Annotated in this window: 14 protein-coding genes; 11 read left to right on the top strand and 3 right to left on the bottom strand. The window is 57.4% G+C overall.

Annotation, left to right across the window (positions count from 1 at the left end; all coding sequences use genetic code 11):
* The first annotated feature begins 210 nt into the window (after positions 1 to 210).
* From JHC09_RS11745 to JHC09_RS11730, 4 genes are read left to right on the top strand one after another with little or no spacing between them, the layout of a single operon-like run.
* The gene (locus JHC09_RS11745) at positions 211 to 1,389 is read left to right on the top strand and encodes a glycosyltransferase (RefSeq protein WP_199532078.1); all 1,179 of its coding nucleotides are present in this window, start codon (positions 211 to 213) and stop codon (positions 1,387 to 1,389) included.
* Complete coding sequence (locus JHC09_RS11740) at positions 1,386 to 2,756, top strand: O-antigen ligase family protein (protein ID WP_199532077.1); 1,371 nt, start codon at positions 1,386 to 1,388, stop codon at positions 2,754 to 2,756. The genes JHC09_RS11745 and JHC09_RS11740 overlap by 4 nt, the downstream gene beginning before the upstream one ends.
* A complete protein-coding gene (locus JHC09_RS11735) occupies positions 2,753 to 3,874 on the top strand; it encodes a glycosyltransferase family 4 protein (protein WP_199532076.1) in 1,122 nt (373 codons plus the stop codon). Before JHC09_RS11740 ends, JHC09_RS11735 begins: the two co-directional genes overlap by 4 nt.
* An 8-nt stretch (positions 3,875 to 3,882) precedes the next feature.
* Positions 3,883 to 5,076, top strand: a complete 1,194-nt coding sequence (locus JHC09_RS11730) for a glycosyltransferase (protein ID WP_199532075.1) — start codon at positions 3,883 to 3,885, stop codon at positions 5,074 to 5,076.
* A gap of 8 nt (positions 5,077 to 5,084) precedes the next feature.
* Here the strand turns inward: JHC09_RS11730 and JHC09_RS11725 are convergent, their stop codons facing one another.
* Positions 5,085 to 5,693, bottom strand: a complete 609-nt coding sequence (locus tag JHC09_RS11725) for a hypothetical protein (RefSeq protein WP_199532074.1) — start codon at positions 5,691 to 5,693, stop codon at positions 5,085 to 5,087.
* Between the two features lie 338 nt (positions 5,694 to 6,031).
* On the opposite strand from JHC09_RS11725, the gene JHC09_RS11720 reads away from it, so the two are divergent.
* The 6 genes from JHC09_RS11720 to JHC09_RS11695 all read left to right on the top strand — a co-directional run bounded on the left by JHC09_RS11720 (position 6,032) and on the right by JHC09_RS11695 (position 13,420).
* A complete protein-coding gene (locus JHC09_RS11720) occupies positions 6,032 to 7,054 on the top strand; it encodes a glycosyltransferase family 2 protein (RefSeq protein WP_199532073.1) in 1,023 nt (340 codons plus the stop codon).
* A gap of 558 nt (positions 7,055 to 7,612) precedes the next feature.
* On the top strand, positions 7,613 to 7,813 hold the full coding sequence (locus JHC09_RS11715; protein ID WP_199532072.1) for a hypothetical protein: 201 nt from the start codon (positions 7,613 to 7,615) through the stop codon (positions 7,811 to 7,813).
* Positions 7,814 to 7,827: 14 nt separating this feature from the next.
* Positions 7,828 to 9,246: a TolC family outer membrane protein gene (locus tag JHC09_RS11710; RefSeq protein WP_199532071.1), complete on the top strand. Its 1,419-nt coding sequence runs from the start codon at positions 7,828 to 7,830 to the stop codon at positions 9,244 to 9,246.
* 82 nt (positions 9,247 to 9,328) lie between these two features.
* Positions 9,329 to 11,485, top strand: a complete 2,157-nt coding sequence (locus JHC09_RS11705) for a type I secretion system permease/ATPase (RefSeq protein ID WP_199532070.1) — start codon at positions 9,329 to 9,331, stop codon at positions 11,483 to 11,485.
* Positions 11,482 to 12,810: an HlyD family type I secretion periplasmic adaptor subunit gene (locus tag JHC09_RS11700; protein WP_199532069.1), complete on the top strand. Its 1,329-nt coding sequence runs from the start codon at positions 11,482 to 11,484 to the stop codon at positions 12,808 to 12,810. Before JHC09_RS11705 ends, JHC09_RS11700 begins: the two co-directional genes overlap by 4 nt.
* Positions 12,800 to 13,420, top strand: coding sequence for a ribbon-helix-helix domain-containing protein (locus JHC09_RS11695; RefSeq protein ID WP_199532068.1), 621 nt, complete (start codon positions 12,800 to 12,802; stop codon positions 13,418 to 13,420). Before JHC09_RS11700 ends, JHC09_RS11695 begins: the two co-directional genes overlap by 11 nt.
* Before the next feature lie 9 nt (positions 13,421 to 13,429).
* On the opposite strand, the gene JHC09_RS11690 is transcribed toward JHC09_RS11695, so the two are convergent.
* Positions 13,430 to 14,206, bottom strand: coding sequence for a transglutaminase-like cysteine peptidase (locus JHC09_RS11690; protein ID WP_199532067.1), 777 nt, complete (start codon positions 14,204 to 14,206; stop codon positions 13,430 to 13,432).
* A 250-nt stretch (positions 14,207 to 14,456) separates the two neighbouring features.
* Here JHC09_RS11690 and JHC09_RS17190 point away from each other — a divergent pair, with 250 nt between their 5' ends.
* Positions 14,457 to 15,023: a diguanylate cyclase gene (locus tag JHC09_RS17190; RefSeq protein ID WP_169195978.1), complete on the top strand. Its 567-nt coding sequence runs from the start codon at positions 14,457 to 14,459 to the stop codon at positions 15,021 to 15,023.
* 187 nt (positions 15,024 to 15,210) lie between these two features.
* On the opposite strand, the gene JHC09_RS11680 is transcribed toward JHC09_RS17190, so the two are convergent.
* The gene (locus JHC09_RS11680) at positions 15,211 to 18,363 is read right to left on the bottom strand and encodes an AsmA family protein (RefSeq protein WP_199532066.1); all 3,153 of its coding nucleotides are present in this window, start codon (positions 18,361 to 18,363) and stop codon (positions 15,211 to 15,213) included.
* Positions 18,364 to 18,482 lie beyond the last annotated feature (119 nt).

Genomic DNA, 18,482 nt, shown 5'->3' with positions numbered 1-18,482 from the left:
AAATAAAACCGAATCCATAAACAACAAAAGCAAAAACGGTAGGAATATAAATACGAAAATCACGCAGAATCAGGCAATCGATATTTTATACTATTTACTAGATCTGCAAAATTAACAGAAAATACTCATCAACATCGCAAGATAAATCTCTCTCGATCATCGAAAAATATTCCTCACTTACGCCCTACGCGGGCTCTGGGAGTATGCTTATTGTCGTATTCCTGTCCAACACTGCCGTATCGAACAGCGCTCGTTCATGACTGGATGCCGGTTATCGGCGGCGCCGAGCGCGTTCTGGCCGAAATGATCGCCTGCTGCCCACAGGCAGATGTGTTCACAGTCTTCGACTTCCTGAACGCGACAGACCGCTCCGAACTGTTGGGGGACACGCGCGTGACCGCGAGTGGCCTCAACAAATTGCCCAAGGTCCAGCACTACTACCGCAATCTTTTGCTTGCGGCGACGCGGGCTGTCGAGCGCTTCGATATCTCCAAATATGAGCTCGTTCTGTCGTCCAGCACCGCCTTGGCAAAAGGCGTTATCACCCACTCAAATCAACATCACATCGCCTACATGCATTCGACGACGCGTTATGCGTGGGATCTGACGCATGACTATCTAGCGACAATCAAAGGACCACTGGCCCCGCTCCGACGCTTGATTGCCCATGAAATGATGCATCGCTATCGCGTTTGGGACATGCGAACGGTGAGCAGTATCGACCACTGCATCGCAAATTCCCGCTTCACCCGCGAACGGATTTGGAAGTTCTATCGACGCGAAGCCGAGGTAATCTACCCTCCTGTCGATATCGACAAATTCCAGCCCGGTGCGAAGCCACGCGAAGCATTCTACCTCACGGTCTCGCGCCTTGTGCCCTACAAACAAATCCCACTGATGATTGAAGCCTTTGCCGGCACCCCAGAGCGTCAGCTCGTGGTGATTGGCGACGGACCAGATCTGGCCAAAATCCAGCGTATGGCGCCAGCCAATGTGACGATCCTTGGCTATCAGCCAACCGAGGTGGTTATTGATTACTTGCAGCGTTGCCGTGCCTTCATTTTCGCCGCGCAGGAGGATTTTGGCATTGCGCCTGTCGAAGCGCAGGCCTGCGGCGCACCGGTCATTGCTTTCGATAGCGGCGGTACGTCCGAGACCATTAGGGGGCTGAACCGCTCACAACCAAGCGGCGTCCATTTTGACCAGCAAACCGCGTCGAGCTTACGTCGCGCAATCGCCCAGTTTGAAGAGGCCGAAGGCAGTATAAGTGGCGCGAACTGTCGGGCACAGGCAGAGCAGTTCTCATCGCGACGGTTCCATACCCAGCTTGTTGGACACGTTCTCGAGCTCACTCAGACCGCATCGCTGCGAACAAGAACGCCGGCATGAGCCCGCTCGCCCTGCCCTTTTCTTGGGTTGTGGCGGTGTTGATGGTCATCATGGCTGGGCTGCTTTACAGCGGTAGAGCGGACGTCGTGCAACTTGGCTTCTTACCCGTTGTCGTAGCGCTCGGTGCATGGGCCTATATGACGTCCCCGTACAACAGCTTCATTGGGCTTGTTCTCGCCTTGTGGCTATACGCACCCATGATGCGACGGATCGTTGATTGGCAACTGGGCCGAACGGACGCCAGTCTTATCATTCTCGCGCCCTATGTCGTTACCGCAATCGCTCTACTCAGCGGCGCCAAAGCCATGCGCATGGTCTCCTCTCACGAGGCTGGTGCGATGTTGACCTATTCGAGCCTCATCTGCTTTGGCTGCCTCAATGGCGTTTTGCGAGGCTATGGCGCTGCCGCCCTATTTGACTGTCTCGCCTATCTCGCCCCAATGGGCTTTGGTCTTCATTTGCTCGCAGCGAGGGACCACCTGAGCTACATACGGCAGCGGACCGTCAGACTTTTGATCCTTCATGGACTGGTTGTCTCGGCCTATGGCGTCATCCAGTTCGTTTATGTTTTGCCGTGGGACGCCGAGTGGATGCGCGAAGCGGCTATTCAATCCATCGGCCAACCTTTTCCGTTTTTAGTGCGAATATACGCCACCCTAAATGCCCCGGGGATACTTGCCGTCTTTCTGATGGTGGCGCTGCTGCTTACCACGTTCAAAAAACCGCAAGCGTTTGTGGTGCTCGCGGTGCCAACTGCGATCTGTCTCTGGCTAACCTTAGTGCGTTCGGCCTGGGGTGGCGCTGCACTAGGTTTCGCTATTTTACTCGCACTGAGCCCCATAAGGATCAAGTTCGATCTGCTTGTTGGCGGGCTGATCTGCGCATGCCTACTTATCCTGGGCGTGAGCACCTTGGATGTTCCCAATGTGTTGCTCAGCCGAATAGCGACGATCTTTGGCCTTACGGACGACGACAGTCTTTGGGCACGCCTCGCCATTATCGGCGATATTGTTCCGACGGTTCTGGCCAATCCCTTAGGCTATGGCCTTGGCTCTACTGGTATTTCGACCAACGTCGGGCAACAGGACGAGAATATATTTCCGATTTTCGACAGCGGTTTTCTGGACGTGACCTACACCCTAGGCTGGGCGGGATTGGCCATATGGGTGCTGCTGGGGTGCTGGCTTTGGGCAGCACTGCGTAACGCATTGGGCGCACCACAATCGCTGCCGTTCACTGCAGCGCTTTGTGCATTGGTTCTACAGATGGTTTTCTTCAACATCCTAGTTGGCTTGGCTGGCGTGCTGTATTTTACGCTTCTAGCATTGGCCTTGCCGGCTCGTTCGGGGGAGAGCCTGACCGAATGAAAACCATACAAATCGGACTGGAATGGCTTTCTGACCGCGCGGGCGGATTGCCGCGTTATTACAATGAATTATGGCGAGCGTCCGATGGGGTATTCAGCTTTGCCGGCATGGTACTCGGGACAGACAATGTTGACAACGAGACCGAGGGTGCCGTTGTGGCTTTCGCTAAGCCCAAGGCTAGTCTGGCGGCAAAAGCCATCGGCGCAAGGCGCAGTTTCATGGCGTTAAAAGCCACAGTAGAGCCGAATGTAGTTACCAGCCACTTCGCGCTTTCAACGTTTCCTGTGCTCGGCGAAATTGACACGCCCTTGGTCACTCATTTTCATGGCCCTTGGGCGCAGGAAGGCATCGCATCTGGACAGAACCGGGTTCAAGCGGCGGTCAAATTCCATATCGAAAAACAGGTCTACAAACGAACAGACCGAGCGATAGTTCTGTCCAGTGCATTCGCAGACGTCTTGGAAAAAACCTACACGTTTCCACGCTCTAGGATCGACATCGTCCCCGGAGGCGTCGACATCTCGCGCTTCAATTCGAGCACAAGCCGACGTGAAGCCCGCGAGATTTTAGGCTGGAGCGAGAGCCGGTTTATCGCAGCCTGTGTGCGGCGATTGGTGCCGCGCATGGGCCATACCACCGTGCTTGCTGCTGCCGAAATTCTCAGATCCAGAGCGCCTGACGTTGAGATCAAGCTGGTCGGGAGTGGCCCCCTGGGCTCCAGCCTAAGTTCGATAATCAAAGCTCAAGATCTTGAAAACCATGTGCAATTAACTGGGCACCTGCCGGACGAGTTGCTCCCGTTGGTGTATCGAGCCGCAGATATCACCCTTGTGCCATCTATCGCGCTCGAAGGATTTGGGCTTGTGGTTCTGGAGTCGCTCGCCGCGGGCACGCCAGTTGTGGTCACAGATGTTGGCGGGCTTGCTGAACTGATGCTGCCATTCGCCCCGCAACTCATTGTTCCAGCAGCGCATTCCAACGCATTGGCGGATGCCATCACCGCAGCGATGCTCGGTCAGAATTTGCCAAGCACCTCCGAATGCCAGGCCTACGCTGCCGGTTTTGACTGGCCCATAATCGCGCGTCGGATCCGAGACGCCTACGGGCGCGCGCTATGACAATGGCGATGCCCCGCGTATTATTCTTCAATCAGGCAGGGCTTTACGGCGGGGCGGAGCGTTCGCTCTATGATCTGGTGGTGCACTATCCCGGACATTGCCGGGTCGCACTGATGCAGGCTGGACCGCTCTATGACGATCTTATTGCTGCGGGCGTGGATACTCATGTGCTCGGCGGCGGTTTTCAGCGACCAAAACGTCGGAGATGGATTGCTCTAACCATCCGATTATATTCACTTATTGTGGTCGCGATTGGTTTAGTTCGCCTCAGCCGCGGATATGATTTGATCTATGCCAACAGCATGAAGGCGGCGGTGATTGCGGTTCTAACTAAGCCTTTCCATCGGCGAAAAATGGTCTGGCATTTACGTTCCCTATTGGTCCCCGAGCATTTCTCGCCGCTGGCGCGTTTGGTCGCCCGATGGTGCGGCAATTGGGGGGCTGATCTGGTAATTGCTAACTCCGACGCAACCGCCCGCGCCTACCAGAGCAATGGCGGTAAGTGCTTACCACTTATAGCTTATAACGGCTTTACTCTCGAAAAATTCAGACCTGAAATGCGGGCAGACCTGCGCGCGCAACTGGTCGCCGAACATGGTTTAGACCCCATGCGCCCGATCATCGGCATGATTGGCCGCATTGGGCCTTGGAAGGGCCAAGCGCTGGCACTTTTGGGCCTCTCGATGGGCACCGACTGGCAATTGCTGGTCGTTGGCGAGGCACTTTTTGAGAGCGAAAACTTCAGGCAGGATTTTCACGAGAGTGCCACTCGCTACACCCAAGCCGGCGATGTTTTCTGTATCGGGCACCGGGACGACATTGCCGAGATCATGGGCGGGGTGGACGTTGTCATCCACGCATCAACTTTGCCCGAACCCTTTGGGCGAGTCATCGTCGAGGCCATGCTGGCCGGAACGCCCGTGATCGCCAGCAACGGTGGGGGCGTGCCAGAAATTGTGCAGAACGGCGTCAGCGGGCGATTGATCGCGCCCAATAGTGCCACGGCCCTAGCTACGGCAATAGAAGCGGCCCTGCGCGAGACCGAGCAGAGCCTGAGAATGGCGGTTGCGGCGCGGCGTTACGCCGAACAGCATTTTGCGCTTGAGCTCACATTGCCGCCCGTCTGGCTGGCACTCCGGTCCGTGGCGGCACAGCCAGACGGGACGGACCGGAGTGCCAGCTCTCGCTGCAGGCGCGCATGAGAGCAGCATTAAAGGGTGACACCGCTGCGCGCGGCTAACCACACCTGCACCTCCGGCCCGACGCTGCCTGTGGCAAGGGCGACAGCGTAAATTCTGCCCTGCCAGCGGTCATTATCGCGGAAAGAGAAGAGCCTTAGGTCGACCATGTCACCGGAAGTATTTGTGTTCGTCGTGGTGTTTTTAACCACGCCATTGACCGCTAAGGACATGGCACCAGCATCAAAACTGGCTGTGGCGATCTGTTGTGCGTCGCTGACGTTCGAGCGTGCATCGAGCGTAAGACTGGCCCGATCCGTCGCCCGAAGCTGGTAGCTGCCAGCACTGGATTGCATCAGAGTTTTGTAAGCACTGTTATCTTTGCGCAAAGCAACAATACCGCCCTCGTCGGCTGCAGCCAGCATCGAAAATCCCGCCATGATCTGGAAGGGATAGCTGTCGAGAGCAATGGTGCTGACCAGAAAGTCGTCAATCCCGTCGCCCTCAAGCCAGTGCAGACCTGAGTTCGTTTTATACACGGGACGCGAAGCGCTGCTCGTCTGAAGCAGGTGATGGCCGCGGCCACTGAGATCACGCATCGCGCCGACCGGGTCGCCATCAGCCAAGACCGCTATGGTCATGGCGGCATCCTGAAAAAGGCTCGAACGATCAGAAGGATCATAGAGCCCAATACAGGATGCCGATGACGGCAGACCATGTCGAAGCGCAGCCGCAGATCGTGGCGCAGCGCTGATAGACAAAGAATTCTCTAGCAAGTTTATAAATCCCCTCTACAGAATGAGCAGAAGCGGCGCGCTTTATTGATGAACTGAAAAGCTATTCATGCCTACACGCGCCACGCCAAGGACCACGATTATCGTCAGTCGTTTTTGCTGGGGGATAAATTGTCCAAACATCGGTTGTCGCAAGACTTCATCCCGGATGTATCTTGGCCCACGCGGGGCGACGGTGTCTGGTCATGAGCGCAACGCGCGTTAGCGCAGTCGTACCCACCTTTCGACGTCTCGACACCCTACGCCGCTGCCTGACGGGGCTGCGGATTTCCGATCACCCCTTTGCGCAAATCATTGTCGTGGTGCGCCCCACAGAAGACCCGGAAAGCTTGTTGTGGCTGACGGCGCAGTTGAGCTTAGCGCCGGAGTTAAAGATCATCACCGTCGACGTTCCAGGCCAAGTCGCAGCACTCAACGCGGGACTCGCGGTCGCGGATGGTGACTACATCGCGTTTTTGGATGACGACGTTCTGATAAGCCCCGACTGGCTTCGGAGGCTACTGAGGATCATGAGAGACCCGCGCGTCGCGGCAGCCGGTGCGCGCGATCGACTACATGAGCGCGGGCATGTGATCGAGGGCGTGGCCAAGCACCCCGGCGTGCGAAACTGGTTTGGCGTTCTGCGCGGCGATCACCACCTCGCCTATGGCGCCGCGCGCGTGGTCGACAGCATCAAGGGCTGCAATTTCCTAGTGCGGAGAGCGGCCCTCGGCAGCCTTCATTTTGACACGCGACTGCTCGGCCAAGGCGCACAGTATCGCAATGAAAGCTGGCTCTGCACCAATCTCATTCACGCGGGATGGCATATCGTGCTGAGCCCAGAAGTCGACGTCGACCACTTTGCGGCCGATCGCGCCGATGGTGCGCGCGAGAACTATAGCGCCGACAATTGCTTCATCCACACAGCAAATACTGTCGCCACGGACCTCGCCTTCGCCACTCTTTGGCAAAGGGTCAAGTACTTCTCTTATTTTATTGCCATCGGACAGCGCTATTGCCCGGGTGTGTACTATGCGCTTCACGCGCTTATCAGACGCCCTTGGGCCCTGACTGGGATGGTGGTTGGCGGCTGGTCTGGCTTTGGCGCAGGACTGAGACTGGCCAAGCGCTTTCGGGTCGAGCCCCCCGGAAAGGCCACGAGATGGCAGACTAAGTCCAAAATCCAACCACAAAAAGACAAGGGTGGATCTCGAATCACAGACGTGTGATTCGGAAAATACGTAGCCGCGGGAGCTAGGCTCAGAGGCGAAGGTATACCCAAATATAAACCCGGCAAAATTACGGAAAAATTTTCACCTAGGGAAAAAGCCGGGGGTCGGAAGCTGTTCCGACCGTTTCGGACAGCACGCTGACGTCTGAAGACGAGGGCGTTTCCGTGTTCAAATAATGTTGAACACGAACACTATAATTTCACAAAATCCGAAAAAGAAGACAGCCGCGCCGCACCATAAACATAATAAGAAACCAGCGTAAAACTCGATTTAAAACAAGACACAAGCAATAGAAGTGATCGACGAAACCCACTCATCTACCTTCCCAGAAGTCGTGGAAAATGTTGATATAAATCGAACGTTGTTATGCTTAAGGAATCGTCCATGAATAGCCCCTGGAAGAGACGACTTTCCGCGCTTGTTTTGTTTTCGACACTGGTAGGCTCCGTAAGTGCGGCAGATCTACCTAGCTATCAATCCCCATCAGGGAGCTACTGCTCCAACCACCGCCAGTCGGTGCTGCCACAACGCCAAGTCAGCGAGATACGTCAAACCGTGTCCCAGAATTTGGCCAGCGCCATTGACGGCATGAATAGCCAATCCGTTCTACGCGACAGCGACCCAGCATTCATCTGGGCGATGGAAGCACGTTGGGCCTGTGCTGGCGCAGTTGGGTATCTGAACGGCGGCACTGTGGACGTTGAGTCCGTCCAAAAGTGCGACTGCTTCCACCAACGCTATCTGTCGTTTCGGTAGAGGGCAGACATAAAGTGAGCATCAAGATCATGAACTCCCTCCTCAAGTCCGCTCTGCTGGCCGGGATCGCTTTTGTCATGCCGCTATCGGCGCAGGCCATGGGCTTGCGTGAAGCTGTGCAGACGGCACTCGACAGCAATCCGCAAATCGGCGCGGCGATCCAAAACCATGACGCAATCGGCTTTGAACTGCGTCAAGCACAAGGTCTTTGGGCACCACGCGTTGATCTTGAAGCGTCAACCGGCATCCAATATTTGAACACGCCATCGCGCCGCGCGACCGGCATCGAAGATGATGCACTCTATCCATCGCAAGTGGGCGTCACCGCACGCTGGGACCTTTACGACGGCGGTTTTCGTGACGCAGAGCTTTCCCGGCAAGCAGCGCGCGTCGACAGCGCGGCTTATCGCGTGCTGGAACGCAGCGAGTTTATCGCTCTGCAAGTTGCACGCGTTTATTATCAGGTGCTGTTGCAGCAGCAGATCGTCAACCTGACACGCCAGAATTCCTCCTTCCACGAGGGCATCGCCTCGGACGTCTCGAGCGCCATCGAAAATGGTCAACTCACCGAGGCAGACCGCCTGCAGTCGATTGAACGTCTGGCAGCAGCGCGCGCTCGGGTGACGGAAGCCGGTGTGGAACTTGCCGCCGCGCAGATCGAATACAAAACGCTCGTTGGACTGATGCCTGGCGCGGTAAATGCACCACCCCGGGCGTCGTCTGGCATTCCGGGCTCGCTGGAAATTGCTGTCGCCAATGCCATCGTCAACAACCCTCGGGTGAAGACGGCAGGCGCAGACATCAACGCCGCTTCGGCCTTGGTTGAGCAGGCAGCCTCTGACTTTATGCCGAAAATCCAGCTCGAAGGCCGTGCCGCAACTGGTTACGACGTCTCGGGCGCCCATGAATGGCAGAACGATTTGAGCGCTCGCGTGTCGCTGCGCTGGAACATTTATGACGGCGGCATTGCACGCAATCACGTGCAGGAAGAAATGCGCCGTGAAAACGAAGCCAAGATGGTGTTTGACCAGACCGCTCGTGAAGTTGAACAGGCGGTACGGGAAAGCTGGCTCCGCATGAAGAGCCAAGCGGAGCTGTCGCGGGTCTATAATGAGCAGTTGAACTCCTCATCGGGCCTCGTCGACTCCTACCGCGAACAGTTCACCATTGGTGAGAGATCACTGCTGGATCTGCTCGACTCCCAGAACACCCGCTTCAACGTGCAAATTCTGCAGGAAACAGCACGCTACAGCGTCATGTTTGCCGAATACCGCGTGTTGGCAGCAAGCGGCACACTGATCGACTTCCTTGGTGTTCAAACGCACGACGCCGCCAGTGCTGGTACATTCTCGGCCTTTGACTTGAAGTCTTGGGAACAGTTCGAACCACGCACTTTGGAACCGCTGAACCTGCAAAAAGTAGGCAACTACTGAGAGCCGAACCTTCGATCAAATTGAGCGTTATTACTAACGTAGATTTGGGTCATTGCGGTAGGAAATCATGAGAATCCCGGACGTGGCAGAACAGAGTTCTGCCACACCACCTGAAAATGCCCAAAGCTTTGGTACGGCAGATCCGGTTTTGGATTGTGTGCGGTTTCTGGCCCGTGCGTGGCGCAAGTCAGACTCCCCGGCTATCCTCACCGCCGGGCTTCCCCTACAGAACGGGCGAATGACCACCCAGTTGATCGAGCCAGCATTGGCCCGAGTGGGTGTTTCAGCAAACCCGCTGCATCAATCGATTGCGCGCTTACAGCCTTTTGATTTTCCCGTCGTCCTGCTGCGCTCCGAACAGCCTCCGCTGGTCATTCTGAGGCGGCTCAATTCCCGCAATTATCGCGTCTTCGATCCGAGCATTGGTGACGAGAAAACGATTTCGGCCAAGGCGCTGGATGCACGCCAGAGTGTGGATCTGCTGCAGATTTCCCCTGACTACTCCGTGGTGCAGGAGAGCACAGGCACGCGCTTTGCCAATACCAAACACTGGTTTTGGTCCGCTGTGCGCGGGCATACACGCAGTATTGTCTACGTGCTTTTGGCGGCGGCTTTCGTCAACGTGTTTGCGCTGGCCTTCCCGCTCTTTACCATGAACGTCTATGACCGCGTGCTGCCCAATTCGGCCCAGACAACGCTCTGGGTTTTGGCCATCGGCATCGGCATGGTCTCGATTTTTGACCTGCTGCTCAAACTCGCCCGCTCGGGCGTTATCGAATACGTGGGGCGCTCGATCGACTTCCGCTTGTCGTCAGCATTGTTTGATCGGGTGCTCAATACCCCCATGTCATCGCGTCCCAATTCCACCGGCGCTTTCATCAGCAAAATCGGCCAGTATGAGGTGCTGCGCGAATTTGTGGCGGCGAGCACGCTGGTCATGTTTGTTGACCTGCTGTTTCTCGGCCTCTTCGCCTACATCATTGCGATATTCGTCGGCTGGTTGGTGCTGTTCCCCCTTTTGGCGGGCCTGATCGCGCTGATTATCACCATCGTTATCGCTGTGCTCTCAAGCAAAGCGGTGAAGTCGGCATTGGCAGAGTCCTCGGCCCGTAATGCCGTTCTGGTTGAGGCGCTGACAGGCGTCCAATCGGTCAAAGCCTCGCGCGCCGAAGGGCAATTGCTGCACCGTTGGGAAGCGGCGGTTTTGGCCTCCTCCCATACGCAGGATAAACTGCGCTCCTATCAATCTTTGGCCACCAACACGACCGCAACGCTTTCGCAGCTCTCGCTGGTCGGGATCATTGTTGGCGGCAGCTATATGTTCACCTCCGGCGATGTCACCACCGGATCGATCATTGCGGCGATGATGCTGTCTAACCGCCTCATTGCGCCTATTGGAATGATCGCCGGGACATTGCTCAAAACCCGCGCAGCGATTGAGGCCTATCGATCTGTCGACCAGATCATGAAACTGCCCGATGAGCGTCCCAACCGCCCTGCGCAAGCGCAGCGCGTCGTGCGGGAAGGCAGGATTTCCTTCAACAAGGTGCGGTTCACCTATCCGGGGTCCAAGAGCTACGTGCTCGATGGCATATCGTTCAGTGTCCGGCCGGGTGAAAAGATCGGCATTATCGGCCGCATTGGCTCGGGCAAGACTACTATTGGGCGGCTGCTGGTCAATTTCCACCGCGCCACTGAAGGCGAAGTGCTGCTCGATGGGGTCGATATCGACCAATATCACCCTGAAGACTTGCGGCGCGCTGTGGGGCTCGTCGTGCAGGACCCGGAGATTTTCAACGGCAGCGTGCGCGACAACATCATTATGAGCGACCCTGGCGCGAGCGAAGAGCGCATAATGGCAGCCGCTCGGCGCGCTGGCGTTGAAGGCTTTGTCTCGCGCCATCCGCAGGGCTACGACATGCCCGTGGGCGAGCGCGGCGTGCTGCTTTCGGGCGGGCAACGCCAAACGATTGCGCTGGCGCGCACCATGCTAGTTGAGCCTAAAATCCTGTTCCTCGACGAACCATCGAGTTCAATGGATTTGGCGACTGAAAAGCAGCTGATCAAGCATTTGGAAAACAGCCTCATGCCGGATCAGACAGTGCTGATTGCCACCCACCGCTATAGCCTGCTCTCGCTGGTCACCCGCATGATGGTGCTCGACAATGGCAAGCTGGTTGCTGACGGACCCAAAGAAGAGGTTCTCAAGCAGTTGCGCATGCGGGCTGACGCCTCATGAACCAGCATCGCCCGAACGCAGAAGCCATCGATAAACACCATCACCCCTCCAGCCGCCCCCCACGGGAATGGACGACTATTATCGTCCTCGTGATCATTACGGTCGTGGCGTTTCTAGCGTGGTCAAACTGGGCAGAGGTCGACCAGATCAGCCGCGCGGAAGGCAAAGTGATCCCATCCGGTAAAACCCAAATTGTGCAAAGCGCCGAGCCCGGCGTGATTAGCGATATTTTGGTGCGCTCGGGCGAGCAGGTGAGCGCGGGGCAATTGCTGATCCGGCTCGATGATACCAACACGTCTTCCAGTGCGGGTGAGGTCGAGGCGCGCGTTTTGGCCCTGACGGCACAGAGCGAACGCCTACGCGTTGAAAGCGAAGGGCTACCCGCGACCGACTTTGTTTGCGCGGATTTTGTGCAAGAGCAGGCGCCGGACGTTTGCGCCACCGAATTGGCCCTGCTCCATTCGCGCCTCGCGAGCAAAGCTGGCAATGCGGAGGTGTTGCAACAGCGTGTTGAGCAGCGGCAGCGCGAGCTCAATGAGGTGCAGATCAACCGGACGCGGATGCAGACTACCTTCGCGATCACCCAAGAGCGTCTCGACTTGATCGAGCCGATGGCGCAACGCGCGCTCGTGGCACAAACAGATCTCTTGGCCTTGCGCTCGGAGGCTGCTGATCTCAGCGGGCAAATCAGTGCCGCCGAAGAAAGCATGGCGCGGCTGCGGGCGGCACTCCAAGAAGCGCAATTGCAGGTAGGCCAAGCCGATCAGCAAATGCAGCAGGAGGCTTTGGCTGAACTGACGCTTAGGCGGGCCGAATTGGCTAGCGCGCAACAGCAATTGCGCGGCGCCGTCGACCGCGTGAGCCGCACCGAAGTGCGCTCTCCGGTTGATGGGGTTATCAATGCCATTGAAGTCACAACCATCGGAGCGGTCGTAACCGCTGGCTCGCGCCTGATGGATGTGGTGCCCAAATCCGATTTCCTGCTCGTCGAAGCGCGGCTCAAGCCAGCTGACGTGGCCTTCGTTATTCCCGGCCAGTCCGCCCGCATTCAATTCACGGCCTATGACTTCTCGGTCTACGGCGGATTGCAGGGCGTGGTGGAGACGATCTCAGCGGACAGCCTCGTCGATGAGCAAACCCGCGAAACCTATTACCTCGTGACAGTGCGGGCTGATGAAACCGTGCTGCACCACAGAGGGATCGATCTGGCGATTTTACCCGGCATGGTGACAACGGTCGACATCATCACCGGCAAGCACTCGATTTTACAATATTTGCTCAAGCCATTGAACAAGGTCCAACAGGAGGCCCTGATTGAACGATAGCGCTCCTGACACAAATGGCGTCATCGCGAGCGATCTGGCTCATGCCGATTATGCCACGCCGATCTTTCGGACTGTGAATACGCACAAGGGGCGTGTGGCCTTGCGGCTGGAGGCGGTGTTCTGGGATGCCATCGCCACTATGGCCCATCGCGCTAGCGTCAAGCCAACCGACATGGTGCGCGACTTGATTTCGCGGAGCAGTGAAGAGGCAACCAATCTCTCGAGTGCGCTGCGCAGCATCGTCACCCATCAACTCCTCGTCGAAAACGACCGCCTTGCCCCCCTCGCTTCAGCCCTATCGGTGGTGCGGCTGTTGCAGACCGTACCGACGCCCTCGTTCGCGCTCGACAAAAACAAGCAGCTGGTGCGCGTGAACGATGAGTTTGTGCGCTATCTGCGCTCGGTCATGGCAAAGGCAGGTGCGGTCGAGCGGGCGCAGTTGCGGCTTGAACGCCCTGCCGATGTGCTTCTAACCGAAATCCCGGCCGGATCGTCCATCGAGTGTGGCCTCTCGATCCACGTCGACAATCATGAGCGGCGGACGCAGGCGCGGATCATCATCCCACCACCTGCCCCCGCCAATATTCTGGTCGGGTTCATCATCAACTAGGCCAGACGCTTAGAACGAGGAGCCCGGCGAGATCGCGCTGAGGTCCTTTGGCATATCGGCAACCGAGACACTGCCGCCCGCAAAGCCATGGATATAGCTTTTGCTGCCCGCAAAACTCATCAGGGGCAAATAACGCGAGTAAGCAGTATCGAGCTCTAGGCGGTCGGTCGTGTTGTCGAGCACGTATGCGCCTTGGTCCGTGTGGACCACAAGCACGGCATGGAACAGCCGGCGGCGCGTGTCTTGCAGCACGACAACCTGCAGCTGGCTTTCATCGAACCCGAGTTCCTGAAGCATCCAGTATTTTGTGATCGCGTAATCTTCGCAGTCGCCCCAAGCAAGCTCAGCGGTTTCGCTGGGTGTCGCCCAATAGTCGGTTTGAGCCCAAACCGTGCGATCGTCCCGATAGGTGATTGCGCCATTAACGGCAGCATTGACCATAGTCAGCTGATCGAGTGTCGAGCGACCTTCGGCCTGAGAGACAACATCACGCAAGGACTGCGCAAACTGTGTCTCACACCTATCAAATCCAAACTCGACGCAGTTGTCAGAGAAGAACCCGCTGTGATCCTGAGCGCGAATGTCATGCCATTTTGAGGCGACCGGAAGGCGCTGCGCCGAGATCGCCACAGACTGAAAAACGTCAAGTTTGGCCTTTGGAAGAACCGTTTCTGCTTCTGGGAAAGCGCCCGCAGTCGGAGAAATCGTCGCCGTTTCTATAAGCTGCGCAGCCCCCTGCCCGTTATCGGAAAGCGACTGTGCAGAGGCTCCCTCGACGGAACACATTACAACCATCATGGCTGCAAACTGGGAAACTGACCTTATAGGCAAAACGGAACTCTCCATAAAATTTCATCGAGAGCTTCCAACACAACGCCTAAACATTTGACAATCCGAACGGTTATAAATCATTCGTGTCCATGCATAAGTTTTTATTGATCGACACTAGTAAATCTCTAAAACTTTACCGTGTAAACTGATGCCAAGTTGGGTTTTTTGGTGCACCATCCGCAAAGTCTAGAAGTGGAGTGACCCAGTGGTCAGATCTTGGTTGAGCAAATTTGCCGCAGGCGATGTGGAACCCGAACAGCGTCGCGCCTCTGCGCCAATTGTGCCAGCAGACATCTCTGATGCGGATCGAGACCCATCGCTCGGCACGATTACTTTCTCTACATTTACGCGCGTGGTGGAGCAGGAAAAGAGCCATCCCGGCGGGGCGCTCTTGTTCATCGATCTCAACGCAAAATCAGCGCGGATGACGCCAGAGATTGCCGAACTGCACGACGAGACCCTGATCTGGCTGGCGCAGGCCATCGTGCAATGCGTGCGCAGTGACGACCTTGTTTCCCACGTTGAGGGCTACAAGTTTGCCGTGCTGCTGCGCGGGGCGCAGCAAGAGATCGCGGCAAGCGTGGCCGAACGTATTCTGCAGTCGGTCGACAACACCATCTTTTTAACCAGCGACGGCATCGCCCCGCTTGGCGTGGATGTTGGCGGCATCGTGTTTGCAGAGTTTGACAAGCCTACCGATGATTTGGTGCGCTCGGCTTCAGACAATCTCGACACCGCCCGCACAACAGACCGACGCATCTGCGTCGTCTAAGCCAATCCCAAACCGTACGAGCCGTATTGGCGGGCCCTGATCGAAGGGCCTCGGAGACGACGACAATGTCCGTGAGCGTCGAGCGTCACTAACGACGCAGGTTCAGCACCGCAGCGTCGCCTCGCGCTCTTGAGCCTTTGACAAAGCCGGATCATGTCTGGCCAAAGCACGTTGTCGCTCGGCCTGGTTACAGACCGAGTTGATTGATCAGACCTTCAAGAGCATCGCGTCCTATCTGTTCAGGCTGCGGCGCCGCTTGCGGAGCAAGGAAGTCGGTGATGATGTCCTGCGGCGTTGGAGGAGCTGCAGGCGCTGGTGTCGACGGCACTACAGGCGCTGGCCCACGAGGATCGGGTCTGGGCAGGGCAATATTGACCGGCTGCTGCGCCGGAGAAGTTATCGTCTCCATTGGAGCTGGCAGAGGCGCAGTTGGAGCGGGGGTGGTGGTCGGGGCCTGCTGCCCGAGAACATTGCCCAGCACCGAGTTCAGAATACTCTGTTGGCTTGGCGGAGCGTTCGGATCGGTCGCGAGACCCTGCCCGCCGATCATCTGTCCGATGGCATTGGTCAACACCTCATTGTTGAGCCCGCCGGCTTCGCCGCCAAGTGCGCTACCGATGCCGTCGAGCACGCCCGAAGCACCGCCGGTGAGACCACCGACGTCTACGCCAAGCTGTGACAGCGCCTGTAGAGCACGATTGGGATCGGACAGAACGGCCGTGAGATCGGGATAAATGCGCGGGCCGGACAATGGCCCATTGATGATGATCGGCATACCGAGGCCAGAAACGTCAAAGTCCCCACCTTGCCCATCCAGAGACCCGACAACGCGCGGGTCAAGACGCATGTCGATGGTCTGAGCAGCCAGATCAACACTGCCAGCGCCGCTCATGCGGACAAACGGCCCGAGAACGCGGATTGTCTCGGCCGTGGCGACACCATTGGCAATATTGACGTTCACCGACAATTCGGTGAATTCGGTCTTGGCCTCGGCATCCTGCGTATAACCAGCGTCGATGAGCGAGCGCACATTGCGCACAAGGCCCGCCACGTCGATCCCGCGTATCGCGCCATTCGACACAACGACATTAACCGGGCCATTGAGCGAGCGCGCGAAGGCTTGGCTATCAGCGCCAGCGCCACTCACCTGAACGCTGGCCTGCAACTGCCCTTCAATCTTGTCGAACCCTGCGGCGTCGGTCAGCAGCGGCAGTGCCTGCACATTTTCCATGGAAGCCGTAAGGTCAATCGCGGGAACGCTTCCAGCGCCATTGGCGGTGACGCTGGCCGCGACCACGCCATTATAAAAACCCGCCTGCGGAATATTGAGCTTGGCAACGCCCTCAGCAACCGACAGCGTGGCCGTGGTGGGGCCCAGTTTCACATCGCCATAGGCCAGCTGGTTTGCTGCAAACCGAATGTCGGCATTGAACAGGCGCAACATAGAAAGATCTATGGGCGATGGACCGGAAGCGGCAGCGGCCGGCGCAGAGCCTCCACCGCCGACCAGCGAGCGCAGATCAAGCGTGTCAACGGACAAAGACGCCGTGACACTGGGCTTGCTCGCCATTGCCACAGACACCGAACCATTCGCGCGAATGTCATCAAGGCGGATTGTTGCATCGGTCACGGCGAACTGGTTGCCGCCAGCCGACACGCCGCCAGAGAAGGCGAACTGGCCGAGCGGGCTCCCGACAGATTGCCCGAGCCAAGCGAGAGCGCGGGTCATGGATGGCGTTGCGATATCCGCTTTGCCACTGACCTGCCCGGAGGGTGTGACTGTCCCCGAGAAGTTGGCATTGAGAGGCTGGGATTTAAGATCGAAGGCGACTGCGCCCGGCTCCTCCCATAGGAATTGCGTCGGGGTGACGGAGGCCGCAAAACTAACGGCTTCGCCGTTCCAACGCGCCGATCCGGACGCACTAACAGGCTGGCGAATGTCGTCGATTTGAACATTTGCTTCCAGCGCGTCCACCACGCCCGCCCCTTGCCCGGCAATAGAGACAAGCTGAGGAACAGCGACGCTGCCGCCAGCGATCGACACCGATCCGCGCAAATTGAGGGAGTTGCGAATGGACGCACCATCCAGCCCCTTGAAGGCATACTGCAGCTCGGAGGAGAGCCGACCCGTTACAGGCGTTTTCTGGCCCAGCAACTTTGTCAGTTGTTCAATATCGATTGAGGTCAGATTGACTGAGCCGCTGGCGACCGAAGGACTGTCATTGGCGTCGAGGGCGACACTGGCAACAAGGCTACCGCCTGCCACGCTGGTGGAATCGACGGTTGAGACGAGACGACCATTTTGCAGTTGCGCTGCGATGACCACGTCCCGCGCGACAGCGTCACCGACTTGGATGGCTTCGGCATGCAACTCGATATCGGCATCCAGCGCCTTCAGCGCGGAGAGGTCGGGCGCGCTGGCCGCTGCATTGGTGGAAGGCGCGGCGTTTGGAGCCGGATCGGCGTTTACCGGTTGGAAATCTGCGTAAGAGAGAACACCGGCTTTGACACGCGCAATAACGACAGGCTGCTCACCGGGAACATAGCTGGCGTCGAGCAGCATCTTTTGGCCGATACTGTCGATTTCACCACCCGTGACGCGGTAGCTGCCATCGTCGGCCAGTTGAATATTGCCCGAGGCTTTGACATCGGCGAGCGCAGGATGCAGCGGCTGGGACGCTTTGACTGAAATGGCGAATGTTGCAGGCTGTCGCGCCAACAGATCTCGGAGCGAGCCGATTTCAGCGCCAAGCTCCAATTTATTGCCATCCATAACACCGGAAACGGCAACGGAAACTGGCGCGCTGATGCTGGGGAAGGACATCTTCAGGTTAATGGCGCTGGCGAGAGACGCGAGTGTCCCCGCTTGGTCTTGCACGACCTCGCCGTCAATCACCCCAATATGATCGATGGAGATTTTCTCCAGATAGCCGGCGAGGACCTGAAAAATATCTTCGGTGCTAGGCTCTTGTGGCACTGCCACCGTCTCCCCTGCGCCTGCAGACAGCACAATCCGGGGATTTTTGATCTCGATGCCGGTCACCTTGATCTGGCCAGAGAGCAGCGACAGTGGCGCGACCGAGGCGACCGAGCGGGCCGCTGTCATTGAGAGGGAGCCGTCCTCTGCCGCAAAAGAGAAGTCTTCTACGACAATGCCAAATTCCGGCACGATGGAAAACTGCAGCGGTCCATTCAGCGCGATGGTTGCGCCGGAGGCACGAGACAGCTGATCGGCAAGCGCGGTCCGCAACGCCGTGGAACTGACCGCAAAGGGCAGCAGAAAAACCAGTCCCAAAAGCGTCAGGAAGAGGAGCCCCACGACTATAGCGGTTTTCTTCATGTGGAGCCCCCGGCGGTGCGGCAAGAGATAGTATGGTGCAGCGCCCCCAATGGCTCGGAGCGCGATGATTATTCAGCACTACCGCAAATGACAGTGTAATTCGTTAACCACTGAATGGG

Origin of the sequence: Devosia sp. MC532, assembly GCF_016461625.1 — a bacterium.
Lineage (GTDB): Bacteria > Pseudomonadota > Alphaproteobacteria > Rhizobiales > Devosiaceae > Devosia.
Note: the sequence above shows the minus strand (reverse complement) of the source record. Positions and strands in the feature narration are given on the sequence as shown.